Annotated in this window: 10 protein-coding genes and 1 pseudogene; 6 read left to right on the top strand and 5 right to left on the bottom strand. The window is 46.3% G+C overall.

Features of this window, described 5'->3' with window-relative positions:
• Window positions 1-3,133 precede the first annotated feature (3,133 nt).
• Window positions 3,134-4,291 (bottom strand): MIR domain-containing protein, encoded by a 1,158-nt coding sequence (locus H6F91_RS02130; protein ID WP_190774464.1) that lies wholly within the window; start codon window positions 4,289-4,291, stop codon window positions 3,134-3,136.
• Between the two features lie 459 nt (window positions 4,292-4,750).
• Between H6F91_RS02130 and H6F91_RS02125 the strand changes: the two genes are divergently transcribed.
• Window positions 4,751-5,092: a cupin domain-containing protein gene (locus tag H6F91_RS02125; protein ID WP_190774463.1), complete on the top strand. Its 342-nt coding sequence runs from the start codon at window positions 4,751-4,753 to the stop codon at window positions 5,090-5,092.
• A gap of 62 nt (window positions 5,093-5,154) precedes the next feature.
• Here the strand turns inward: H6F91_RS02125 and H6F91_RS02120 are convergent, their stop codons facing one another.
• Entirely contained in the window at window positions 5,155-7,437 is a 2,283-nt protein-coding gene (locus tag H6F91_RS02120; RefSeq protein WP_190774485.1) for a Tex family protein, read from the bottom strand.
• 468 nt (window positions 7,438-7,905) lie between these two features.
• Here H6F91_RS02120 and H6F91_RS02115 point away from each other — a divergent pair, with 468 nt between their 5' ends.
• The 4 genes from H6F91_RS02115 (at window position 7,906) to H6F91_RS02095 (ending at window position 14,364) form a co-directional block, all read left to right on the top strand.
• Window positions 7,906-9,282 carry a cytochrome P450 gene (locus H6F91_RS02115; protein WP_190774462.1) on the top strand — a complete coding sequence of 459 codons (1,377 nt, stop codon included), beginning with the start codon at window positions 7,906-7,908 and terminating at the stop codon, window positions 9,280-9,282.
• Between the two features lie 30 nt (window positions 9,283-9,312).
• Entirely contained in the window at window positions 9,313-11,253 is a 1,941-nt protein-coding gene (locus H6F91_RS02110) for an ABC-F family ATP-binding cassette domain-containing protein (protein WP_190774461.1), read from the top strand.
• 1,306 nt (window positions 11,254-12,559) lie between these two features.
• Entirely contained in the window at window positions 12,560-13,366 is an 807-nt protein-coding gene (gene crtW, locus H6F91_RS02100) for a beta-carotene ketolase CrtW (RefSeq protein ID WP_347279999.1), read from the top strand.
• A gap of 329 nt (window positions 13,367-13,695) precedes the next feature.
• Window positions 13,696-14,364 carry a serine/threonine protein kinase gene (locus H6F91_RS02095; protein ID WP_190789203.1) on the top strand — a complete coding sequence of 223 codons (669 nt, stop codon included), beginning with the start codon at window positions 13,696-13,698 and terminating at the stop codon, window positions 14,362-14,364.
• 228 nt (window positions 14,365-14,592) lie between these two features.
• Here the strand turns inward: H6F91_RS02095 and H6F91_RS02090 are convergent, their stop codons facing one another.
• The gene (locus H6F91_RS02090; RefSeq protein WP_190789202.1) at window positions 14,593-14,763 is read right to left on the bottom strand and encodes a PCP reductase family protein; all 171 of its coding nucleotides are present in this window, start codon (window positions 14,761-14,763) and stop codon (window positions 14,593-14,595) included.
• 227 nt (window positions 14,764-14,990) lie between these two features.
• On the opposite strand from H6F91_RS02090, the pseudogene H6F91_RS28495 reads away from it, so the two are divergent.
• Window positions 14,991-15,131: pseudogene (locus tag H6F91_RS28495) on the top strand (magnesium-protoporphyrin IX monomethyl ester cyclase); the annotation flags it as partial.
• 266 nt (window positions 15,132-15,397) lie between these two features.
• On the opposite strand, the gene H6F91_RS02080 reads toward H6F91_RS28495, so the two are convergent.
• Window positions 15,398-17,770, bottom strand: coding sequence for a response regulator (locus H6F91_RS02080; RefSeq protein WP_190789201.1), 2,373 nt, complete (start codon window positions 17,768-17,770; stop codon window positions 15,398-15,400).
• Window positions 17,760-20,234 carry an ATP-binding protein gene (locus H6F91_RS02075; RefSeq protein ID WP_190773779.1) on the bottom strand — a complete coding sequence of 825 codons (2,475 nt, stop codon included), beginning with the start codon at window positions 20,232-20,234 and terminating at the stop codon, window positions 17,760-17,762. Before H6F91_RS02075 ends, H6F91_RS02080 begins: the two co-directional genes overlap by 11 nt.
• Between the last annotated feature and the right edge of the window lie 861 nt (window positions 20,235-21,095).

Here is a 21,095-nt window from a genome sequence, read left to right as displayed (position 1 = left end):
AAGCCAAGAGTATCTTTCGCTATGGTTTCGACCACCTGCGTCAAATCCTACTGAATCTGGAGTTATTCATCGATGAGTTTTTCCACGTCCTTCAATTTTTGTCCTGTACCTAGGTGAGTCACATAGGAATTCAACAGCAGTTTGCAATTGAACAAGGCTCGACCGAAACAACAGGGAACGTTGCATCAAGTAGCTCAAGGGAACTGCGATCGCATTCACTAGGGCATGTTTTAGAACTGGCTAGAAGGGTTGTTTCGTGCGCTTTGCGCGAAACAACTTCTAAAACAAGTCCTGGGCAAAGAACGCCATGACGTGATTGTCGCGGGTGAATGGATGCGGCTTGATGCAAATCGAGCAGAGCAGCCATGGTCATAACGTTCGCAAGCATGATTACAACTAACGTTTCCGTACAGATCAGGAGAACTTACAGGATGAAGGCATCCGCTCAAGTCCTCTGCACACCCTAGCAACGGGATCAAGCAGCTGCAACATTTATTAGTGAAAAAGTTGAAACATTATATTGCTTAATCAATTTCTCAGAAAAGACCGATGCTGAATAGTGGCAAAAATCTTCAGAGTGCTTAAATTTAGGGCTTATGGCAAATGTGGGGAACTTTTGATTGCAGGAAATCTGAAAATTTTTGACCTTTAAAAAGCTTATTTATTTAGGATTCTGTACAGAATAAAATCCAGAATTTTTTGTGGAAGTGGCTGCTTAGCCACTACTTTGTACTGGGTGCTACGGATTTCCTGCAATTTTTGGGGTGCTAACACTAGCAGCGCTAGTGTTGGCGATCGCGTCCCATTTCCAAATTCAGCACCGCTCTACAAAACCTATAAACCTATACGTCCAGAAACAATTACGCATTCCATACCTGTTAATCAAACCTAAAAACCACGATGCCGTGCTTTTCACCTATTGGGAAGCACAGCACTATGGCTTTTAGGTTTGATCGAGTTGAGCTATTTGCCGCTACCGATCTACAGATTCACAGCAAATCAAGTTCCTTGCTTGAAAACCCGCTGACTGGGCAGATAAAGAGATCCTTACCAAAAGTTTGTGCTTTTTGACGCAATGCGATTGCATCCGTAAGTGGGTACAACAAGATTGGGACCCATCTGTCTTTATAGCAACAAACAACTACTTGATGAGTTGTGTACCCTTTTGATGGAAGTGGATTATGCCATGAAGAAATCACTGTAATCTCGCTCTTTAGGAAAAACGTGGATGGATCAGCGTTCTTTTGGGAAGAACCTAGTATAAAATGCGACTTGATTCATATACAAAATTATCCGATCCCGTTCTGGTGAGCCTCTTCCCGCCGTTCTAATTTGTATGGCTTTTAGGGTAGTCCTCCGATATAACCGAAGTCATAACCGAGCTCTACTTTAGAAATATGCTATTGAGCTAAACCACGGCAACTTACAATATTAGGACTTACGGATAGTGCAAAATGTAGTGAGTTTTACCCCCCACATCTTGCACTATGCTCTACATCCTGCAACTCCCATAAGTTATAAGGTTATTTTAGAGGTCTAAAGACCCTTGCTGTGTCCGCTCAACCGTAAGTACCCCGATTTATTCCATCGATCGCGGCTATTAGGTTTGGCAATTTTGCTGTAGAACGCTAGGGAATGGGGTGAGAGTATAAGCAAAGTTTCCCCAAGCGAAAGTTTTGGATGACGCAACGGGCCAGTTACAAGCCGCCCTTGCCTCCCTTATAGATTTCATGGTTGATTTTCTCCACTTCGGCCCGTTCTGATATTCAGAGCGGGTTTTTTCATTGGAGCTTATTTTCGTAACCAGACTCTACTTTGAGGGAGCTGATCCTGGTTGGCGATCGTTACAGGATGAATGAGCGCTATCTCCTGGATGGTTAGAGCCTGAAGAGCCAGTAGAAGCTGTACTCTTAGGAGGTTTCTGAGAAACAATATCCCCATTTTTTGGAAGTCTCCTTAGTGACTCGTCATGACATAACCATTCAGCTAAGGCCATCAACGTAAAACGCAGCTAAAGAGCGTACCAATGCTACAGCTCGCCTGCAATTTTTTGTTGGAGTTTGATTTCCTCCCAAAGATTCCTTATCCCCTCCTTATGTTGGTAGAGGGCTTTAAAGTTACGAGTTGGCAGGATGAAAAAAAGTACAACCCATGCCACAGTTCCTGCTGACTGTGGCTTTTATTACGAGTGTAGCCGAACTCAGCTTTTAGAAGAATGCTGTATGGTATCCGGTTCGATAACCGTGATAAAGGCTGACGCAATGCCGTATTACCTTATGTAGCATTCTTTCTCCTATGATTCTGTTGGTATTTTTTGTTGTTATTAAATTTAGTGTAGCCATCACGCTACCGTACAGACTTATCGTCGCCTTCCGTGAAAAATAAGAGTACTAGCATTCTGGCCTGCGCCCAATTACAGGGTGTGGGCCTTTTGTTTCTTAGGCAAATATTTGGGCTCCCGCTGGGACATTTTTATAGTGGTTTCAACGATGGTGCTGCTGAGGTTGGCGATCGCTCTCCATTCCACCAAGCTCGACAATTCCCTTTCGTCTAGCAATACTTTAAGGAGATTTCCAGTAATGAAATTACCCCCAGAATGTTAGTGCTTTGCCCGCGAAGCGGGCAAAGCACTAACATTCTGGGTAAATTCTTATGCAGAAACCTCCTAAGAAACACACTTGTTTCTTTCCTCTTGCACCTCTACCGTACCAAAACCCATCAATTCTCAGTATGGGCATCAAAGCCAAGAGTTCACGCCCTACGGGTGTGAACTCTTGGCTTTGATGCCCGAAAACCGCGCGCCTTCGCGCGGTTTTCGGGCCTGATTTCAAAATGAGAATTGCTGACCAAAACCCAAAGCCTCATTTTGTGTGCCCGAAGCGCACACAAAATGAGGCTTTGGGTTTTATAGCGCTTTGCGCTTGAATCAGCTACGGTTGTTTTTGTGAGAGTTGCGTTGAGCGCAACTCTCACAAAAACAACCAGATTTTAAGCGCTTGAAAAGCGCTGTAGTGCAAGATGTGGGAATAGCCATTTTTATTAGAACAAAGGAGAGGGAGCACTGAGTGTCCACTCTCCTTTGTTCGACTGTAAGTATAAGAGGAGGTAGGCGATCGCCTACCCCTTCCATCACTTAGCGGATCTCAAACAGCGACCACCAATCATTATCATCCCGGCCACCGAAGCCTGTTACCTCTTGCTGGCCCTGAGTCCAGTTGGGGTGGCTGTAGCCGTAGTGGGAATGCAGTGCATGGTTGGTGTTGACGTGAATCAATCGTAGCCGCTTATTTGATCCCAGAGAGCCGCCAGCTTCCAATTCAACGCGCCAGTTATCATTATCATCTCCGATGCCGTTGTAACCATAGCAGGTGACTTCCTGCTGCCCAGTGACCGGAGAGGGAATGCCCCCGTGGCTGTGCAGGTTACGCCGGGTCGCAACATGCTCCAGTCGAATGATGTCGCCATGTTGAACGACCTGACCCCGCTTGTAATCCTCCGGTTGTCCGTGGGGGCCTTTGATCACCCATAAATCGTTGTCATCTGCGTATTCAAATGCCGTGACCTGTTGTTGACGAGAGCTACCGGGATGGCCATAGGTCTGCTCATGGGAGTGGAGGGTACGGGCGCTGGCCAGATGGCGCAGTTTAATTGTGTTGCCGTAGGTGGCGATCGCTCCGGGTACTCCATCACTGAGCTGAGTAACACGGTAGCGAATGCTGTAATCCCAGGTGGAATACCCTAGAAAACCACCGAGACGGTTGCCCTTACAAAGCCATTCCCGCACTTCCCAACCGGGGTTGCCGATGGCAATATCGGCAGTATGGCTACCGAGAGGGTCATCCTTATCCATGTTGGCAAAAAAGCCGATGACACGTACTCCGCCCCGCAAAATGGCTGCAGCAACCTGTGCCGGATCTTTTGAGTTGGGCCCATCCGTTTGCTGAGGCTGATTGGGATTGCGAGGAAGTTTTTCAATTTCTCCTGCAATGCCATCTGCAAGTTTGGTGATCCAATCACCATGCTTGGCCCAGTCTTTGGATGCATCTTCGTCATAAGCATTGAACCCCAAGTGAACCATGCTGCCCACGGGAAGATCGCCATCAAAAATCACATTGCTGTTATTGAAAAATGGGCGAGTTTGGCCTCCTTGTAACCACAGCCGACTGGTTAGTACAGGCTGTAATTGTCGCCCTCCATCAGATGCCCCACCGACAATGTAAAGGGTATCAGCTCCAGTAACATCTTCAGAGTCGCGGCAAGTAACATCCAAAAATTCAATCCGAACTCGCATAGGTGACTTCCTTACAGGAACAAGTGACTTCTGAAACTCCAGACACAGCCAACGTTATTTCGGATTAACTCGGTGATTCTGCGCCAGAAAAAGAACTGTCCTGATCATTTAGTGGAAACATTTTTTATGGAAGTGTGGATTTGGCATGGGCCAGAAACAAGCAGAATCAATCCTTTCGCAAGAAATGCTTGAGATTCTGTCTCAAGTAAATGGGTGAGAATGATTTGGGCCAGCTGGTTAATTGGCTGGATAAAGGTAAACAGCTTTTGATGGTCAGCCATTGGAAAGATGTTGGATCAAAATGTTCAACTTAGGATGCGTATGGGATAGAGAAAATAATGCGGTGTTATCAAATCGTATTAGCGCGCTGAACGGTATTTCGCATCAAGAATGCCGTTTAACCCTTGTTCTCAGAAGGTTTTAAGTTCTTTTATCCACATCATTTGGAGGTATTGTTCTATGAGTGATACGACGGTCATTAAAGTGACATCTGAAACCGCACCCATCGGTGAGATGGGCCAGAAGCACTTGGCACTGAGTAAAAAACTCTCTATGCGGCTCTGGGAAAATGAGCAACCCAACGATGCAAAACCGATGACTCAACGTCCTTATGAGGCGATCGGCTATGTGATCAATGGCCGTGCTGAGTTGCATTTGGAAGGCCAAATGATTTTGCTGGAACCCGGCAACTCCTGGGTGGTTCCTGAAGGCGCATCCCACACCTATAAAATCCTGGAACCCTTTACTGCGGTTGAGGTGACGACGCCTCCCGCCGAAGTGCATGGGCGCGATCGCGCTTAACCCCAAAATAGAAATTCGCGGCACAACGGCCGCGAATTTCTATTTTGGAGTATTGAAGCCGTTTATTTAGGCCGTTTGCGACCAAATTTAGCTTGTAAGTCTTCCAGGCTGGAGGGTTTCGACTCGGGTGCTGGGGCTTTTCCTTTGGAGCTAGGACGAGGATTGCTTTGGCGATCGCCCCGATTGGGTGGTGGAGAATCCGAAGACTTCATGGAGAGGCTGATTCGCTTGAGCCCTTCATTTACTTCTAGAACACGCACGCTGACGACCTGACCTACCTTGACAACCTGCTTCGGATCGCTGACAAAGTGATCAGCCATTTGCGAGACATGGATCAGTCCATCTTGGTGTACGCCAATATCAACGAAAGCTCCAAAGTTGGCAACGTTGGTCACAATGCCTTCAAGCTGCATTCCAACCTGAAGATCAGAGATTTCCTTTACCGCTTCGTTGAAGGTGGCATACTTAAACTCTGCTCGGGGGTCACGTCCTGGCTTCTCCAACTCCCGAAAAATGTCCCGCAATGTGGGTTCACCGATGGTGTCGGTAACATATTGCTTCAAATTAACTGCTTTCAATTGATCAAGGGATTTGGAGATGTCGGACAGGGGCACCTTCAAGTCGCGGGCGATCGCTTCCACCACCCCATAGCTTTCCGGGTGTACCGCTGTGTTATCTAACGGGTTGTTACCGCCCCGAATGCGCAGAAATCCTGCTGCCTGCTCAAAGGCTTTCGCCCCGAGCTTAGGCACTTTGAGGAGATGACGGCGATCGCGAAAGGCCCCATTTTGATTGCGATAGGCAACAATGTTGCTGGCTACGCTGGGGCTCAACCCCGATACAAAGGTCAGCAGTTCTTTGGAAGCGGTGTTTAAGTCCACACCCACATAGTTCACGCAGCTTTCTACCGTTTCATCCAGTTTTTTCTTCAGCAATTTCTGGTCGACATCGTGCTGGTACTGGCCAACACCGATGGATTTGGGGTCAATCTTCACCAGCTCTGCAAGCGGATCTTGCAGCCGTCGCCCAATGCTAATAGCACCTCTCACTGTCAGATCCAGATCAGGAAACTCCTCTAAAGCCACAGAGCTTGCGGAATAAATGGAGGCGCCTGATTCATTCACCATCACTTTGATGGGAGGGCGTTCAATCCCTTGCAGAACTTCCGTGACAAAGGCATCTGTTTCACGTCCAGCGGTACCGTTACCAATGGCAATCAGTTGAATCTGGTACTTCTCAATCAGCGTTTTGACCGTTTTGGCAGCCTGCTCCCGTTGAGCTGCAGACTGGTGGGGAAAAATAGTTTGATATTCCAAAAACTTTCCCGTTTCGCTGATCACCGCTGTCTTGCAACCGGTACGAAATCCAGGATCGAGCGCCAGAGTCGGCTTCATCCCTGCCGGAGCCGCCAGAAGTAGATCCCGCAAATTCGCTTCAAAGGTTTTGATCGATTCTCCGTCCGCCCAGGCTTTCTTCTCCGCCATCACGGCTGAGATCAGCGAAGTTTTCATCAGTCGGTTGAAGGCATCCTTCAACATCTCTCGATAAAACTGCTTAATCGCTGGTGTTTTGGTGCGAATGACCTCAGATTCCAGGTAATACAGCACCTGCTCTTCATCAAAACTGAGGGTGAGAGTGAGGATGTCTTCTGTTTCCCCACGCAGTAAGGCGAGCAAGTTGTGGGGAGCGATCGCCTGCACCTTGGCTTGATAGTTGCGGTACATCTCAAACTTGGTTGTTCCCTCGGGATGCGCCGCCTTAATTTGCGACATAAACACGCCAGATTCTAATAAGTATTGCCGCAGGTATGCTCGGTATGGTGCCTGCTCAGCTACTTCCTCTGCCAGAATATCTGCCGCGCCCTTCAGCGCTTCTTCTGCGGTCTTGACCTGCTCGGAGAGAAACTTCGCCGCTTCTGCTTCTAGAGATAGTGCTGGCGCATTCGGACGGTTGGCCGCTTTGATGGCCGCTGCCAATGGTTCTAGCCCTTTCTCACGGGCAATGGTTGCACGGGTGCGGCGCTTGGGCCGGTAGGGCAGGTAGAGGTCTTCTAACTCGGTTTTTTGAGTGCAGGCTTCAATTTTGGCTTTTAACTCATCGGTGAGTTTGCCCTGCTCCGCGATCGCCTGCAAAATCGTCGTCTTACGCTCTCCCAGTTCGGTCAGGTAGGCGTAGCGATCGGCCAGTTCTCGCAATTGCACCTCATTCATCTCCCCCGTACGCTCTTTTCGGTAGCGAGCGATGAAGGGAACAGTGGCCCCTTCTGCAAAGAGCTCCAGGGCGTTTTGGATCTGGGCAGGGCGCAGGGAAAGCTCCTGAGCCAGTTGTTGTTCAAGGTTTTGCATGGACGTCACAACAGGAGTAAGGGACGGTTCCCCTCTCGGTCAGGAAGATCATTCTTCACTATAGCGGGTCGTGTTCTAGACCCGCACTCAGGATAGGTTTTTCCAGCAATTCTCAGTATGGGCATCAAAGCCAAGAGTTCATACCCGTAGGGCATGAACTCTTGGCTTTGATGCCCGAAAACCGCGCGCCAAAGGCGCGCGGTTTTCGGGCCTGATTTCAAAATTGGAATTGCTGAGGTTTTTCCAAAACCCTTGATTTTGCGTGTTCAACGCGCAAACGGAGTCAAGAGTATCAGAAAAACTTGTCTTATCGTGCTTTTCCAGCGCTTAAAATCTGGTTGTTTTTGTGAGAACTGCGCTCCGCGCGGCTCTCACAAAAACAACTGTGGCTGATTCAAGCGCAAAGCGCTGTAAATAAATATGTAATGATAGGGTCAAGTTGGTGCTCAAGAAGGTAGCTAAACCGCCATGAAAACCCTCGAAGCCCCCCCCGGAAAAACCCTCAAGCCCGTGTCCAAGCCCGTATTTTTGCAACGGGTACAATGGATTTTTGATCCAGTGGGCTATTTAGAGAGCAATCATCAGCTGTCTCCCGACATATTTGTGGGAACGGGTTTAGGGTTTGGTGACAAAATCGTCCTGGTTAGCCATCCTGATGCGATTCAATATATTCTCACCAACGATCGCAAACTCTTCAGTGCTCCCGGCGAACTCAATCTGTTGCTAGAGCCCTTGGTGGGTGATCAATCAATCATCACCTTAAGTGATGACCGTCACAAACGCCACCGCCAACTGCTAATGCCGCCCTTCCATGGGGAGCGATTGGCCGTGTACGGTGATCTCATCGGCCGCATTACTCAGGATGCTTTTAAAGAACTGAACGTTGGAGACGTTTTTTCAGCTCGAAAAGTCACCCAGGGTATTTCGCTACAAGTGATTTTTGAGGCCGTGTTCGGCCTTTCCGATGGCGATCGCGCGAAACAAATTAAAAGCGTGTTGGCTGAAACAACGGAACATTTTGCTTCGCCCCTAACTTCGGCTTTACTCTTTCTCAAGTTCCTTCAGTTCGATTTGGGTGCCTGGAGCCCTTGGGGGCAGTTTGTGAGGTTGCGGCAACAACTAACCGATCTCCTCTATGCCGAATTGGAGGAGCGTCGTGCGAACCCCGATGAAAACCGCTCTGATATTCTGTCCCTGTTGATGGCGGCTCGCGATGAGGATGGGCAACCTCTTAGCGATAAAGAACTGCGTGATGAATTGATGACGTTGTTGTTTGCGGGCCATGAAACCACCGCAACGGCTATGGCTTGGGCGTTGTATTGGCTCCACCACAAAACCGAGATTCAAGCAAAGCTCCTGGCCGAACTCAATAGCCTGGAACCAGGAGCCGATCCCATAACCATCGCCAAGCTTCCCTATCTCACGGCTGTCTGCCAGGAAACCCTACGTTGTACCCCTGTAGCAATGCTCACCTTCCCCCGAGAGGCCCAGGAACCTGTAGAACTGCTGGGCTACCAGTTCCCCGCTGGAACCATTTTTATGGGCTGTATGTACCTCACCCTGCAACGGGAGGACCTCTACCCTAATCCTAAGGAATTTCGGCCTGAGCGCTTTTTGGAGCGAAAGTACACACCCTTCGAGTTCATTCCCTTTGGCAACGGTGCGCGTCGCTGTGTAGGGGAGGCACTCGCTCTGTATGAGTTGAAGTTAGCTCTGGCTACTGTTCTAACCCACTACCAGCTAGAGTTGGTTGACTCAGAACCGGAGGTGCCCCGGCGGCGAGGAGTAACTCTGGCTCCAGCCCGAGGGGTGCAGATGCGGCTATTGGGAGCCAGGCAACGTTAGACTAGGTGACTGGAAGCTATCCTGTGACCCATGACTATTTATTCTGTGCGATCGCTCAAAAAAGACTTTGGCATCAAGGAGATCCTGAAAGATGCCACCTTTAGCCTGGAGGAGGGCGATAAGGTAGGGTTGATTGGCACCAATGGGTCGGGCAAATCTACCCTACTGAAAATGATTGCCGGGTTGGAGCCTACGGATGGCGGCGATATCTGGATTAACCAGGGGGCCAAGATTGTCTACCTGCCTCAGCAGCCAGATCTGAATGATAACCATACCGTTCTGGAACAAGTGTTTGTCGATAGTGGCGAACAGATGGCACTGATTCGGGAGTATGAAGAACTCTCGGATAAACTAGCCCATGGTCATGGAGACGCCGATGCGGTGATGTCCCGGCTGTCTACCGTGAGCCAAAAGATTGAGGCGGCTGGGGCATGGGATCTGGAAACCAATGCTAAAACTGTGCTGAGCAGGTTGGGCATTGATGATTTTGAGGCCCGTGTTGGAGATTTGTCGGGGGGATATCGTAAGCGAATTGCGATCGCCACCGCTCTTCTCTCTGACCCCGATGTGCTGCTAATGGATGAGCCAACCAACCACCTGGATGCTCTCTCGGTGGAATGGCTGCAAAGCTACCTCAACCGCTTTCGAGGAGCCTTGCTTCTGATTACTCACGATCGCTACTTCCTGGATCGGGTTACGAATCGCATTCTCGAAATCGACCGGGGTGATTTGTTCAATTACTCTGGCAACTACGCCTATTACTTAGAGAAAAAGGCAGAATCGGAGGACTCCGCTGCCAGCACCCAGCGCAAACATGCTGGGGTATTACGGCGCGAGTTGGAATGGCTGAAGCGTGGCCCTAAAGCTCGCAGCACCAAACAAAAGGCACGCATTGAGCGCATTCGCGATATGCAGGCACAGGAGTTTAAGCAGTCGCAGGGTAAGGTGGAAATTTCCACCGTGGGCCGTCGGATTGGTAAGAAGGTGATTGAACTAGAACATATCCGGAAAGGGTATGGCGATCGCATTTTGATCCAGGATTTCAGCTACCTCTTTAGTCCAGACGATCGCATCGGTATTATTGGTGGCAATGGAGTTGGCAAATCTACCCTGATGGACATCATTACAGGCAGGGTTCAGCCGGATTCTGGAACTGTGGAATTGGGAGCCACTATCCATATTGGCTATTTCGACCAACATTCCGAAGATGTCGCGATGAATGAAAATGATCGCGTCATTGACTATCTCAAAAGCATTGCAGAACTGGTAAAAACTTCGGATGGAAGTATCATTACGGCTTCCCAGATGTTGGAGCGCTTTTTGTTTCCTCCCAATCAGCAGTATGCACCGATCCATAAACTATCGGGTGGAGAGAAGCGTCGCTTGTTTCTCCTGCGTGTACTCATGAGCGCTCCCAATGTATTGATTCTGGATGAACCAACCAATGATCTGGATGTACAAACACTATCGGTTTTGGAGGAGTATTTAGAAGATTTTAATGGTTGTGTGATTGTCGTCTCGCACGATCGCTATTTTCTGGATCGCACGGTCGATACCGTCTTTGCCTTCGAGGAAGGCGGTAACATTCGCCAGTATCCCGGCAATTACTCCCTTTACCTGGACTATAAACAGGCCCAGGACAGCGAGGCCGAGAAAGCTGAGAAAACTTCTGCCAAAAAAGAGAAGTCTTCCTCTACAGAGCCTAGTGAGCCAAAATCCAGTGCCAAAACGGCTAATTCGACTCAACCCCGTAAGCTTTCCTATAAGGAAAAGCGGGAATACGAGGAACTGGAACACAAGATTCCCGAGATGGAGCGCCAAAAGGAGGAGTTGGAAACGTTGCTCTATGGTAAACCTCCGGGTGACTTTACTGAACTCCAACGTCTTACCGAACAGCTAGCAGCGCTTAGTCAGGCGATCGACGACTCGACGGAACGATGGTTGGAATTAGCTGAACGTGTGGGTGATTGACCTTTAAGGAGGTTTCTGCATAAGAATTTACCCAGAATGTTGGTGCTTTGCCCGCTTCGCGGGCAAAGCACCAACATTCTGGGGGTAATTTCATTACTGGAAATCTCCTAAGTTGAAGTGTTACAAACTCTGCTTCGTATAGAAACGTTATATTGATTGTGATGTCCATTAAAGGGGGATCACAATCAACATACTGTTACTTCGTAGGCAGATTCCGCATGATACACCCCTGGGGTAGATTCTATCTTTATTAGCGGAGAGATTTGTTGCTTATCTTGAATGCAAAACTGTAATTTGTGTACTCATATCGGCGTACGCCCTAAGATAATTCAGTAAAATTAGTGGATTTAATAAAACTTCATACTTTTGTGAATTAAGCTCTATGCCTGGAGTAGAGGTCTGCTATAGGAGCAATCGCTAAATTATTGGAGTGTACTCTCACGGCATTTCTTCGTGTGATTTATGAAATGGGAAGCGTCGCTATCATGATTTTTTGATTAGGTAAGACGAATCCTAAGCAAAAAAAGCAGTAACTTATGGAGTGAGTATTGTCAGTTAGTATGATGGCTGATGCCTTGTAAAGGAAGACTAATTTCTACACTGGTCGGTCTATTTCAATTAAATAAGGGTTGAATGGGTAACGGAGCGGAGCATTTCCTAGCTGGAAGACCTTCAAAAACGCTATAAGCAGGTAAATCTTTTGCTGTTGAAGTGATAAGCCTCGCAAATACTATAGGACTTAAAAAAAATAGGTAAAACCGAAGAAGTATAGGAAGGTGACCTGGTTTTTCAGCGAATCTAATAGTTTTTGAAGCTTGAGTAATTTGTATTTACCTCACTTTTTAAAAATTATTTCATAAGCCACGTAGAAATATTTGTGCACTTAAACCCAGATTACGGTGCTACTGAATAGAAGGATAAACCGTAGTTGTTATCCTGCCGTAACAAAGGCTGATTAAAAACTGGTTTGGTGATACTTGCTACCGAAATGCGGACCATGTATAGGGTTTGGTACTCCGTATTCTTGAAGCTCGAAATCATAAGACGAGATGGAAGAGATGACGTAGTATGCTACCTTTCTCCTTTTTCTTAATAAAAATAACTAAATTTCTCTACATGCATTAGTTTTTTAACTTTTTATATTTGCTGGCTACCATCCTTTGGTAATAACTACTTCGAGTAGCTTTATAACTAGACAAAAGATGGACAAAGATTCAGAACTGAATCGCTAGGATACAGATAAGAGTTTGACAAGCCTAACTCACAATAGGTTCAATTGATTACCCCGTGTTAGCGAGAAGTAGGTGTGACTAAATTAAGTTCCCTTCAATCAAGACCGATTCAAGCCTCCTCTTTAGAAATGGAGGGACTGGAATCGCCAAACCAACGAGCAGTCACTCAGTCTGTGAAAGGGCTATTGGTTGCCTGCACCATCCTAACCCTGTGGTTAGTCAGTTTGTTATTCCTCCTATCGATAGATGTTTCCAAGACCAGCGTTTGGATAGTTGGTTTGGCTTTTGTTTGGCAAGTATTCCTGTACACAGGATTGTTTATTACGGCCCATGATGCCATGCATGGTGTGGTTTATCCCTCGAATATTAAAATCAACCATGCGATTGGCACTCTTGCTGTATGGTGCTACGGGCTGTTCTCCTATCAGGAATTGTTGAAGAAGCATTGGTTACACCATAAGTATCCCAGCACAGAACGTGACCCAGACTACCATGAAGGAAGAAGTGAAAACTTCTTTATCTGGTATTTCCAATTCATGAAGCACTATTGGAGTTGGGGTCGAATTATTGCATTGGTAGTGCTCTTTCACAGCATTCACTATTTCCTCGGAATTCCTGATAGTAATTTGGCATTATTTTGGGTGGTTCCCTCTCTCTTAAGCTCAGTTCAGTTGTTTTATTTCGGTACTTTCCTAACCCATCGAGAGCCAGATGAGGGCTACACTAACCCTCACCGAGCCAAGAGCACAAACTTCCCTGTTATCTGGTCATTTCTCACCTGTTACCACTTTGGTTATCATCAAGAACACCATGAATATCCTAATATTCCCTGGTGGCAGCTACCTCAAGTTTATCGGTTGAGAAATAAGAGTCTACTGTAAGGTCAGTTTTGTGTTTAGGTAGAACAAAAGAGGGGGATGAGCATATAATGCTCATCCCCCTCTTTTGAATACGCTCATATCTTGTAGATAGCTAAAACCAGAATTTGGAAGGGCAATTTTTCTATCACTTCATAGCAGAAAAATTGCCCTTCCAAATTTCAGAAACGAACCTCCTACTTCCCCGTTGCAACATGGGAAAATAAGGGGTTTAGATATTAATTCTATCCAGACGCAAGATATAATCCCTACCCGGCTCTGCCAATAACCCACCGAAGGGAATACGAATTATTCTCTTAAAATTGTTATAGAACCGAGCTCAATGCTTATCTATGTCCTTAGATAGTCTAGTTCAACGGGTTGAGGCTCAATTGCTTCCCCATGTACACATCGAAAGCGTTGATCCCAACGATCCTGTAGTTGTGCGAAAGGTTCCGTTTCCGTGGCGGGCTCTCGGGATGGGGAATTATGCAGCTGTTTTCTGGCATCCCGAGTTCCCTGATTATGTCATTAAGGTTTATGCTCCGGGGCGGCCTGGTTTAACCGAAGAGGCGGAAGTTTATCGACGACTGGGAACACATCCGGCTTTTTCGGAGTGCTTTTACCGGGGAAGTAACTGCTTAATTCTTAAGCGGTTAGAGGGTATAACGTTGTATGACTGTCTCAGCTTAGGAATTCGTATTCCAAAGCAGGTTATTAAGGATATTGATCAGGCATTGGACTATGCGCAGAGCCGAGGGCTGAACGGGCATGATGTGCATGGTCGAAACGTGATGATGTACGAAGGTAGGGGCTTGGTTGTGGATGTGTCAGATTTTCTGAACCAGGAACCCTGTTCTGCCTGGGATGACTTGAAATGGGCTTACTATCGTTTCTATCTTCCTATCCTGGCTCCTATGAGGCTCAAGGTACCTCATACAGTACTAAACATGGTACGCAAGACGTATCGTTTCTTTCGGCGGTTGCTTCCTTATCGAAAGTGCGATCGCAAAGCACCTTAATGCCTTGTCAAGCTTTTCGGGATTCCAAGATTCCTTAACACGACAACTGGCTGTATGGGTTCAACAAAGACGGATTAGCATTCTATTAATCGACGGCTTAAGTCAGCCCATGTTTGAAGGTGGGGGGTGCAAAGCACCCCCCACCTTCAAACATGGGCTGATTGCTGCTTTGTACTAGATTTTGAAACAGGATATAAGGTGAGCAAAACAATGATTGGCTTTAATTCATTAGTTGCCAAACTTTTGTTTGGCTTGCTCGTATACCTCGACAGTAATCTGAGTAATTCCTGACTCTTGAGCAAACTTCTCAATTTTTTTGCGGGCAGCAGGTCGCACAAAAAATGGAATTTCTTTCAAGCGTGCTTCAGCGTCAGGTGTCCAAGCGATCGAGTTGCTCATGGCTAGCGCGTGTACTAGGTTATAACGCTTCTAATGTATAGCAGTAATGTACCCATTGTTGCGTGTGCCACTCGCAACGATGGGCTTTGGCTGAGCCCAAACTGAACATTAATACAGTTTTTATCTTTTTGGCCAAGGGTGCTAACGGAGGAACACAAAGTAATATGACTTGTTAGCTATGAAGTTTATAAGTGATGTTTGAGTGATATAGTGAATTCTTCGGCGAAATCCCCAACCATCAATGGGCCGTACTTCAGCAGGCCGTTAAGGAGACAGTCCTTGCGCCCCGGTCCTACACAACGGATTTTGAAACGTTTGCCCAGCTTGACCTTTCTAAGCAAGACACGGAACTCGAAGCCATGCTGGCTCTGCTTCACGAAAGCTGGCATGGCTAAAGTTGGTTTTACCCAGGCGGGATTGCTGAAGGCCACTTTGGTCAAACCTTGCGTTCTAAAGCGACAGGCTAATCAAGTCGTGTTCGCGAAGATTAGCCTGAGAAAAATTTCGCTAAGGTTAGTTTTTCGTGCGCATCGCTCACGAAAAACTAACCCAACTCACATTTTATGGGCGCATCTCATTACAATAGACTTCCTGCGCCGAAGACCAAATTTTCTATTCCATTAATCGTAATGCTTCAAAGTATTTGCCTGATTCTCGGTAAGAGTTCGGTTATAGCTATTGGTTTCGGTAAAAACGCCTTCATATAACTATTGACTGAGCCAGGTAGGTGATTGTTGGAAAGTAATCCGCTCATTCCAATAATCTTGATATCCCGATTAATTCGCCTTAGGGCCGGAACCGTCACTCTTCCATCCATCTTTGGCATCATTAAATCAATCACTACCAACTGGATCTCATGTTGATATTTATTGTAGAGGGCGATCGCTTCCATTCCATCACTTGCTGTCAAAACACGGTAATTGTAGGCTTCTAATGATATTTTGCAGGTTTCACGAATAGCCTCTTCATCATCGACAACTAAAATTAGTTCGCCATTACCCAACGGAATTTTAGGTTCTTCTGATTGCACAGGTTCAATGGCGTGAATTGCGGGTAAGTAAATCTTGACCCGAGTTCCCTGCCCAACTGAGCTAGCCACATCAACAAAACCACCATGGCCTTTCACAATCATATGGACAGTTGATAAGCCTAAGCCTGTTCCTTTACCAAATTCTTTAGTAGTGAAGAATGGCTCAAAAATATGCTCCATCACTTCTGGAGGAATCCCTGTTCCCGTATCCGATACAGCAATAACCAGGTAAGGGCCCACTTTGGCATCAAGGTGCAAACGGGCATAGTTGTTGTCTACGAGTAAATTGCAAGCTTTAATATTTAACGTGCCGCCGCGAGGCATTGCATCACTTGCATTGATGCAAAGATTCAGCAGAACTTGATGTAGCTGAGTTGCATCTCCAAATACTGTCCATAAGTCAGAAATAACATTCGTTTGAATATCTATCGTTTTTGGAAATGTCTCCAGAGCCGTCTGCTTTATTTCCGTAATTAAATGTTTTACTTGAACAACCGTTCGTTGCCCCTCCATCCCTCGAGCAAACGATAGAACTTGTTTGATAAGGGCTGCTCCACGCTTTGTGTTCTGTTCAATTGTTTTTAATAACAGCTCTTTTTTCTCATCCTGTAAGCCATTTTGCATTTGCATAAGCTGAACAGAGGCCAGAATTGGAGTTAAAAGGTTGTTGAGGTCATGAGCAATACCACCTGCTAATGTTCCAATACTTTGAATGCGCTGGGTCCGCAAAAACTGTGCTTCTAGCTGTTGTTTTTCAGTCACATCCGTATTAACGACTAAAATCGATTTAGGATGATCATTCTCATCTTTTACCAATGTCCAGCGGCTTTCAACAACAACTTTGCTACCATTTTTGGTTAGTTGCCATAATCTACCTTGCCATTCGCCCTGCCTCGCTACTACCTTCTGAGCTTCGGCTAGTTGCGATATATCTTTGTTGGAGGAGAGACAGTTCGCACTCTTACCCAGAATTTCTTCTGCCAACCACCCGTATAAACGCTCTGCACCTTTGTTCCAGAACGAAATTTGATTGTCTAAATTTCGCACGAAAATAGCGTCTGTCGTAATGTCTAGTAAAGCAGCTTGCTCATGGATTTTTTGTTCTGTTTGTCTGCGTTCCGTAATATCCATTAGGACAGCCATGATCCCGCTGATCTGACCATCGGTATCCTGTAAAGGTGCAGTTGAAATGCTAATATCAATGTCTGTTCCATCTCGTTTTTGGCGACGAACTTCTACCTGGGTTAATGACTGTCCCTGCAAACCCTGTTGGAGAAGGGAGTGGAACTCCTCTTGCTTATTCTTCTGCACAATCGGCAAAGGGCAACCTAACACTTCGGACTCATGCCATCCAAATGTTTTTTCAGCAGCACGGTTCCACATTTTTACGTACCCTTGAGGATCCAGTACCAGAATTGCTAAAGGAGCAGATTGCACAATTGCCTGAAGCTTCTGTGATGTTTCCCTTAAGGCTTCTTCTCGTTGGATTAATTCTGTTGTTTGATGCTGTAAACGAGCTTCAATTTGTTTGCGTTCAGCAATTTCTTGTTCTAGCTGTAAGTTTTGTGATTGTAGTTGCCGAGTTAACTTTCGAATACTTAAATGTATCCTAACGCGAGCTAAAACTTCTTCTTCCTGAAGTGGCTTTGTTAAATAATCAACGGCTCCCAATTCTAATCCTCTGACTTTATCAACCGTCTCATTAAGAGCCGTTAAAAAGATAACTGGAATTTCTTTTGTTTGCCCATCCTGTTTCAGACGGCGGCAGGTTTCAAAGCCATCAATTTCTGGCATCAGAATGTCTAGCAGAATTAGATCAGGAGCTGCATATTTAGCTGTTTCAATTGCTCCATCGCTATCTTCTGCTACCAAAATTTGGAAGCCTGCATCTGCAAGAAACTCAAATAAAACACTTAAATTCGCAGGTTTATCATCCACAATGAGAATAACACCCTGCTCAGCTGTATCAGTGCTCATTTTTATATTCTTTGATAAACTCTTGGATTTGTTTGATCTTGAAACCTTTTACTAATTGTCGCAAATGATGGGTGAAGGGAGTTAGCTGTGGGCTTGAAAGCTCAAGCTGATTTAAGCGCTCAGTGATACCCTTGAGGTCGCCCCGCAAAGATAGATCAAGTAGAGTTGCGATCGCATCAGAAGGAATTATCAGGGAAGAAGGAGCCATCTGTGAATTCTCTGAAGCACTGATTGCAGAATCAGTTTCGCCTCCTTGCTTCTCGTAAATCCATTGCAACTTCAGGTGAGTGCGCAACTGTTCGAGGAGATCTGCTTCCCGCACGGGTTTAGGTAGAAAGTCATCGCAGCCAACATCCAAGCTTTGTTGTTGATCAAACTCAAACACACTGGCTGACGTAGCAATAATGATGTTGTCTTTGAAGTTAGACGAGGCCCGAAGCTGACGAGTGGCCTCAAACCCATCCATCACAGGCATGACTAAATCCATGAAAATGATGTCTGGCTTGAACTGCTGCGTTTTGTTCAACCCTTCCTGCCCATTCTCTGCCTCAACAACCTCAAATCCGAGCGGTTCTAGCAAATTAATCAGAACGGCGCGGTTCGCCCATTTGTCATCTACGACTAATACTCTACGCGTGGGCCCCTCGTAGCTGATAATTTCTTGAGTATTCAAACTATTCAGTTCATCTACAGAATCTACTTCGGGTAATTCTAACTCCAACCAGAAAGTGCTTCCCTGCCCCAAAATACTTTTTACATGAATTTCTCCCCCCATCATTTCAATCAGTTGGCGTGTAATCGTAAGCCCTAGCCCCGTACCTTCAATCTGCTGGTCCTGCCCCTCTGCCTGCTGAAACGGCAGAAAAATATTTTCAAGCTGATCTGGTGCGATCCCTACGCCTGTATCTTCTACCTGAAAACGAATTTTAAGGGGAAGAGAAGTTTGGTCATCCACAATCCACTGAGAATCACCAACACAGCCGACTTTGAAAGTCACACTACCCATTTCGGTAAACTTTACGGCATTTCCTAGCAGATTGAGCAATATCTGGCGTAATCGCTTCTCATCTGCTCGAATTCTTAAAGGAAGAGGAGTTAAAGCTTCATAGATAAGCTCGATTCCCTTCTGTTTTGCCCGAATCTGACAAATATCAGCAACCCCTTCCAGGAATTCGGGGAATCGAAAGTTTTTCGGATGCAGCTCCATTTTTCGAGCTTCAATTTTGGATATATCGAGAACATCATTAATTAAAGTCAATAAATGTTCGCCGCATTGGTTGATAACGCTCAATCCATTCTTCTGAGAATCGCTTAATGTTTTGTGTCGTTTGAGGATTTGAGCATATCCCAAAATGCCATTGAGAGGAGTTCGCAGCTCGTGGCTCATATTTGCCAGAAACTGACTTTTGGCGCGATCGAGTTCTGCCAGTGCAGATGCCCGTTTTCGTTCTTGCTCCAGTGCCCGGGTATTACTAATGGCGATCGCTATTTGCCCAGCGACCAGGGTCAAAAAACTTTGATAGCTATCGTTCAGTGCTCGCCGAGGGCTAATTCCCGCTACCAGTAGGCCAGTGGGTAGGAGCGATCCCGGTTGAGCAACCGGTAATACTAAAGCCGTTGATGGGGATTCGGGCCACAGCCCTCCTGGTAATAAACCAAATTTCTCAAACAGGTTGTCGACCTGTACCATTTGCCCTGTCGATGCAACCTGAGTGATAGACCAGCAATCATAGGTTGCTAAATCTTTATTAAGTTGGACGATCGCCGGGCTTGCAGGTGTATCAGGTTCTAATCCAACAGTGCCAGCTAACGTTGCTTGATTTCTATCCTGGTCAATGAGATACAACAGGGCAAAGGGAATATCGTTGGGATTCTCGTCCAGTGTTTCAGCCGCAATTTGACAGGCTGCCTCTGCCATTTGGGCTTCAACTGCTCTGGCCGCGAGATCTCGCAGTGTTTTGAGGCGACGTTCGTTAAGGACTCGTTCTGTGGTTTCTGTTACGGCTTGAAAAATTCCCGCAACCTGCCCTGACTCATCACGGATGGGGCTGTGGGAGAAGGTGAAATAGGCTTCTTCGGTGTAGCCGTAACGGTTTGGGAAGACGACCTGATCCTCATACCAGGTACCTTCACCAGCCATGACGCGATCGAACATGGGAACTAGAACGTCCCAGATCTCTGCCCACCATGGATAAGCAGGCTGCCCTAGCGCACCTGGATGCTTGCTATTCCCTAAGATTGGACGAAAACCATCGTTATAAAACTGTACATATTCTGGCCCCCAATGAATCAGCATTGGAAAGCGGGATGCCAGCATAATGCTCACTGCTGTTCGTAAGCTCTGGGGCCAGGTACTGACAGGACCCACTAAGGTTTTTGACCAGTCCAGAGATCGCATTAGCATTCCCATCTCGCCACCCCCAGCCAAGCAATCCTCTGGCTGAATTTGCGCTTTGTCTCTCATAAATTTTTCAAACTGTATAAAAACTTCTGTTGCAGTTTCGTTTAATGGCACTCAATACCTTTTTAGGGCGAGTCCTGAATTGAAGCGAAAAACTGAACATGGGAACTTAAATGGCTTACTTATGAAAACCAGAGATAGTTACTTTTAGACTCAAGTTTGCTTACATAACTAAGATGCCAAAACCCGAAATAAACTAGGTATCTATGCAAGATTTATTTACTTATAGCTGTCTTCAGATAGATGCCATTTAGATTGACTACACCATAAGCCCTAAGTAGCCCAGCTCAACTAGGCATAAGACCCAAAAGGCTGTATCACCAACGTTACGGGTGGCACAGCCTTTCAGGTTCCTGCTCGATTTTAACCACTTAACCCGAAGTAATAGCCGTTCTCATGATGAGTTTCCAGGGCTTCATTTCAAAATGAGAATTTTTGAGGAACCAATTGTGAGCGTATGGTTCACCGTTTGTTGTGATAAATTAAGAGATTCTAGTTAGCCTAAATACTTTATGGTTTCAATTTCCACTGTTATTACTAAAGCTGAGGCTGTTGTAGGATCTTCTACAAAATCCGGGGTTTGATTAAAACCTTCTTGATCGCAGTCGTCGTCTTCACGCTGATGAAAGAGCACCTTTCGTTACCTGTAACCTTGGTTCCGTAAGGGTGTAACGTTAATAAGTCGGTGAGCGTGATTAAACGTGAAATTCAGAATGCTACATTTCTGCGATTCTGTGAGTGTCACAGTCTGAATTTCACGTAATTTAGTGAAGTTGCTGACAAGCGCTGACATAGTTTGTGCTTCCGCTAGCAATGCAGTGAGATAGCGGTAATGCAGTACTATCGGAGGGTGAGTAAATTTAT

Source organism: Leptolyngbya sp. FACHB-8, assembly GCF_014695575.1.
In the GTDB taxonomy this organism is placed as follows: domain Bacteria; phylum Cyanobacteriota; class Cyanobacteriia; order Elainellales; family Elainellaceae; genus Vacuolonema.
This window is presented reverse-complemented; position numbering and strand designations above follow the sequence as displayed.

Bases quoted from the DNA above. Each gene is read 5' to 3' on its own strand.
- H6F91_RS02120 (WP_190774485.1), bottom strand. From the start codon at position 7,437: ATGCAAAACCTTGAACAACAACTGGCTCAGGAGCTTTCCCTGCGCCCT.
- H6F91_RS02080 (WP_190789201.1), bottom strand. From the start codon at position 17,770: ATGAGCACTGATACAGCTGAGCAGGGTGTTATTCTCATTGTGGATGAT.
- H6F91_RS02090 (WP_190789202.1), bottom strand. From the start codon at position 14,763: ATGAGCAACTCGATCGCTTGGACACCTGACGCTGAAGCACGCTTGAAA.
- H6F91_RS02075 (WP_190773779.1), bottom strand. From the start codon at position 20,234: ATGAGAGACAAAGCGCAAATTCAGCCAGAGGATTGCTTGGCTGGGGGT.
- H6F91_RS02130 (WP_190774464.1), bottom strand. From the start codon at position 4,291: ATGCGAGTTCGGATTGAATTTTTGGATGTTACTTGCCGCGACTCTGAA.
- H6F91_RS02125 (WP_190774463.1), top strand. From the start codon at position 4,751: ATGAGTGATACGACGGTCATTAAAGTGACATCTGAAACCGCACCCATC.
- H6F91_RS02115 (WP_190774462.1), top strand. From the start codon at position 7,906: ATGAAAACCCTCGAAGCCCCCCCCGGAAAAACCCTCAAGCCCGTGTCC.
- H6F91_RS02095 (WP_190789203.1), top strand. From the start codon at position 13,696: ATGTCCTTAGATAGTCTAGTTCAACGGGTTGAGGCTCAATTGCTTCCC.
- H6F91_RS02110 (WP_190774461.1), top strand. From the start codon at position 9,313: ATGACTATTTATTCTGTGCGATCGCTCAAAAAAGACTTTGGCATCAAG.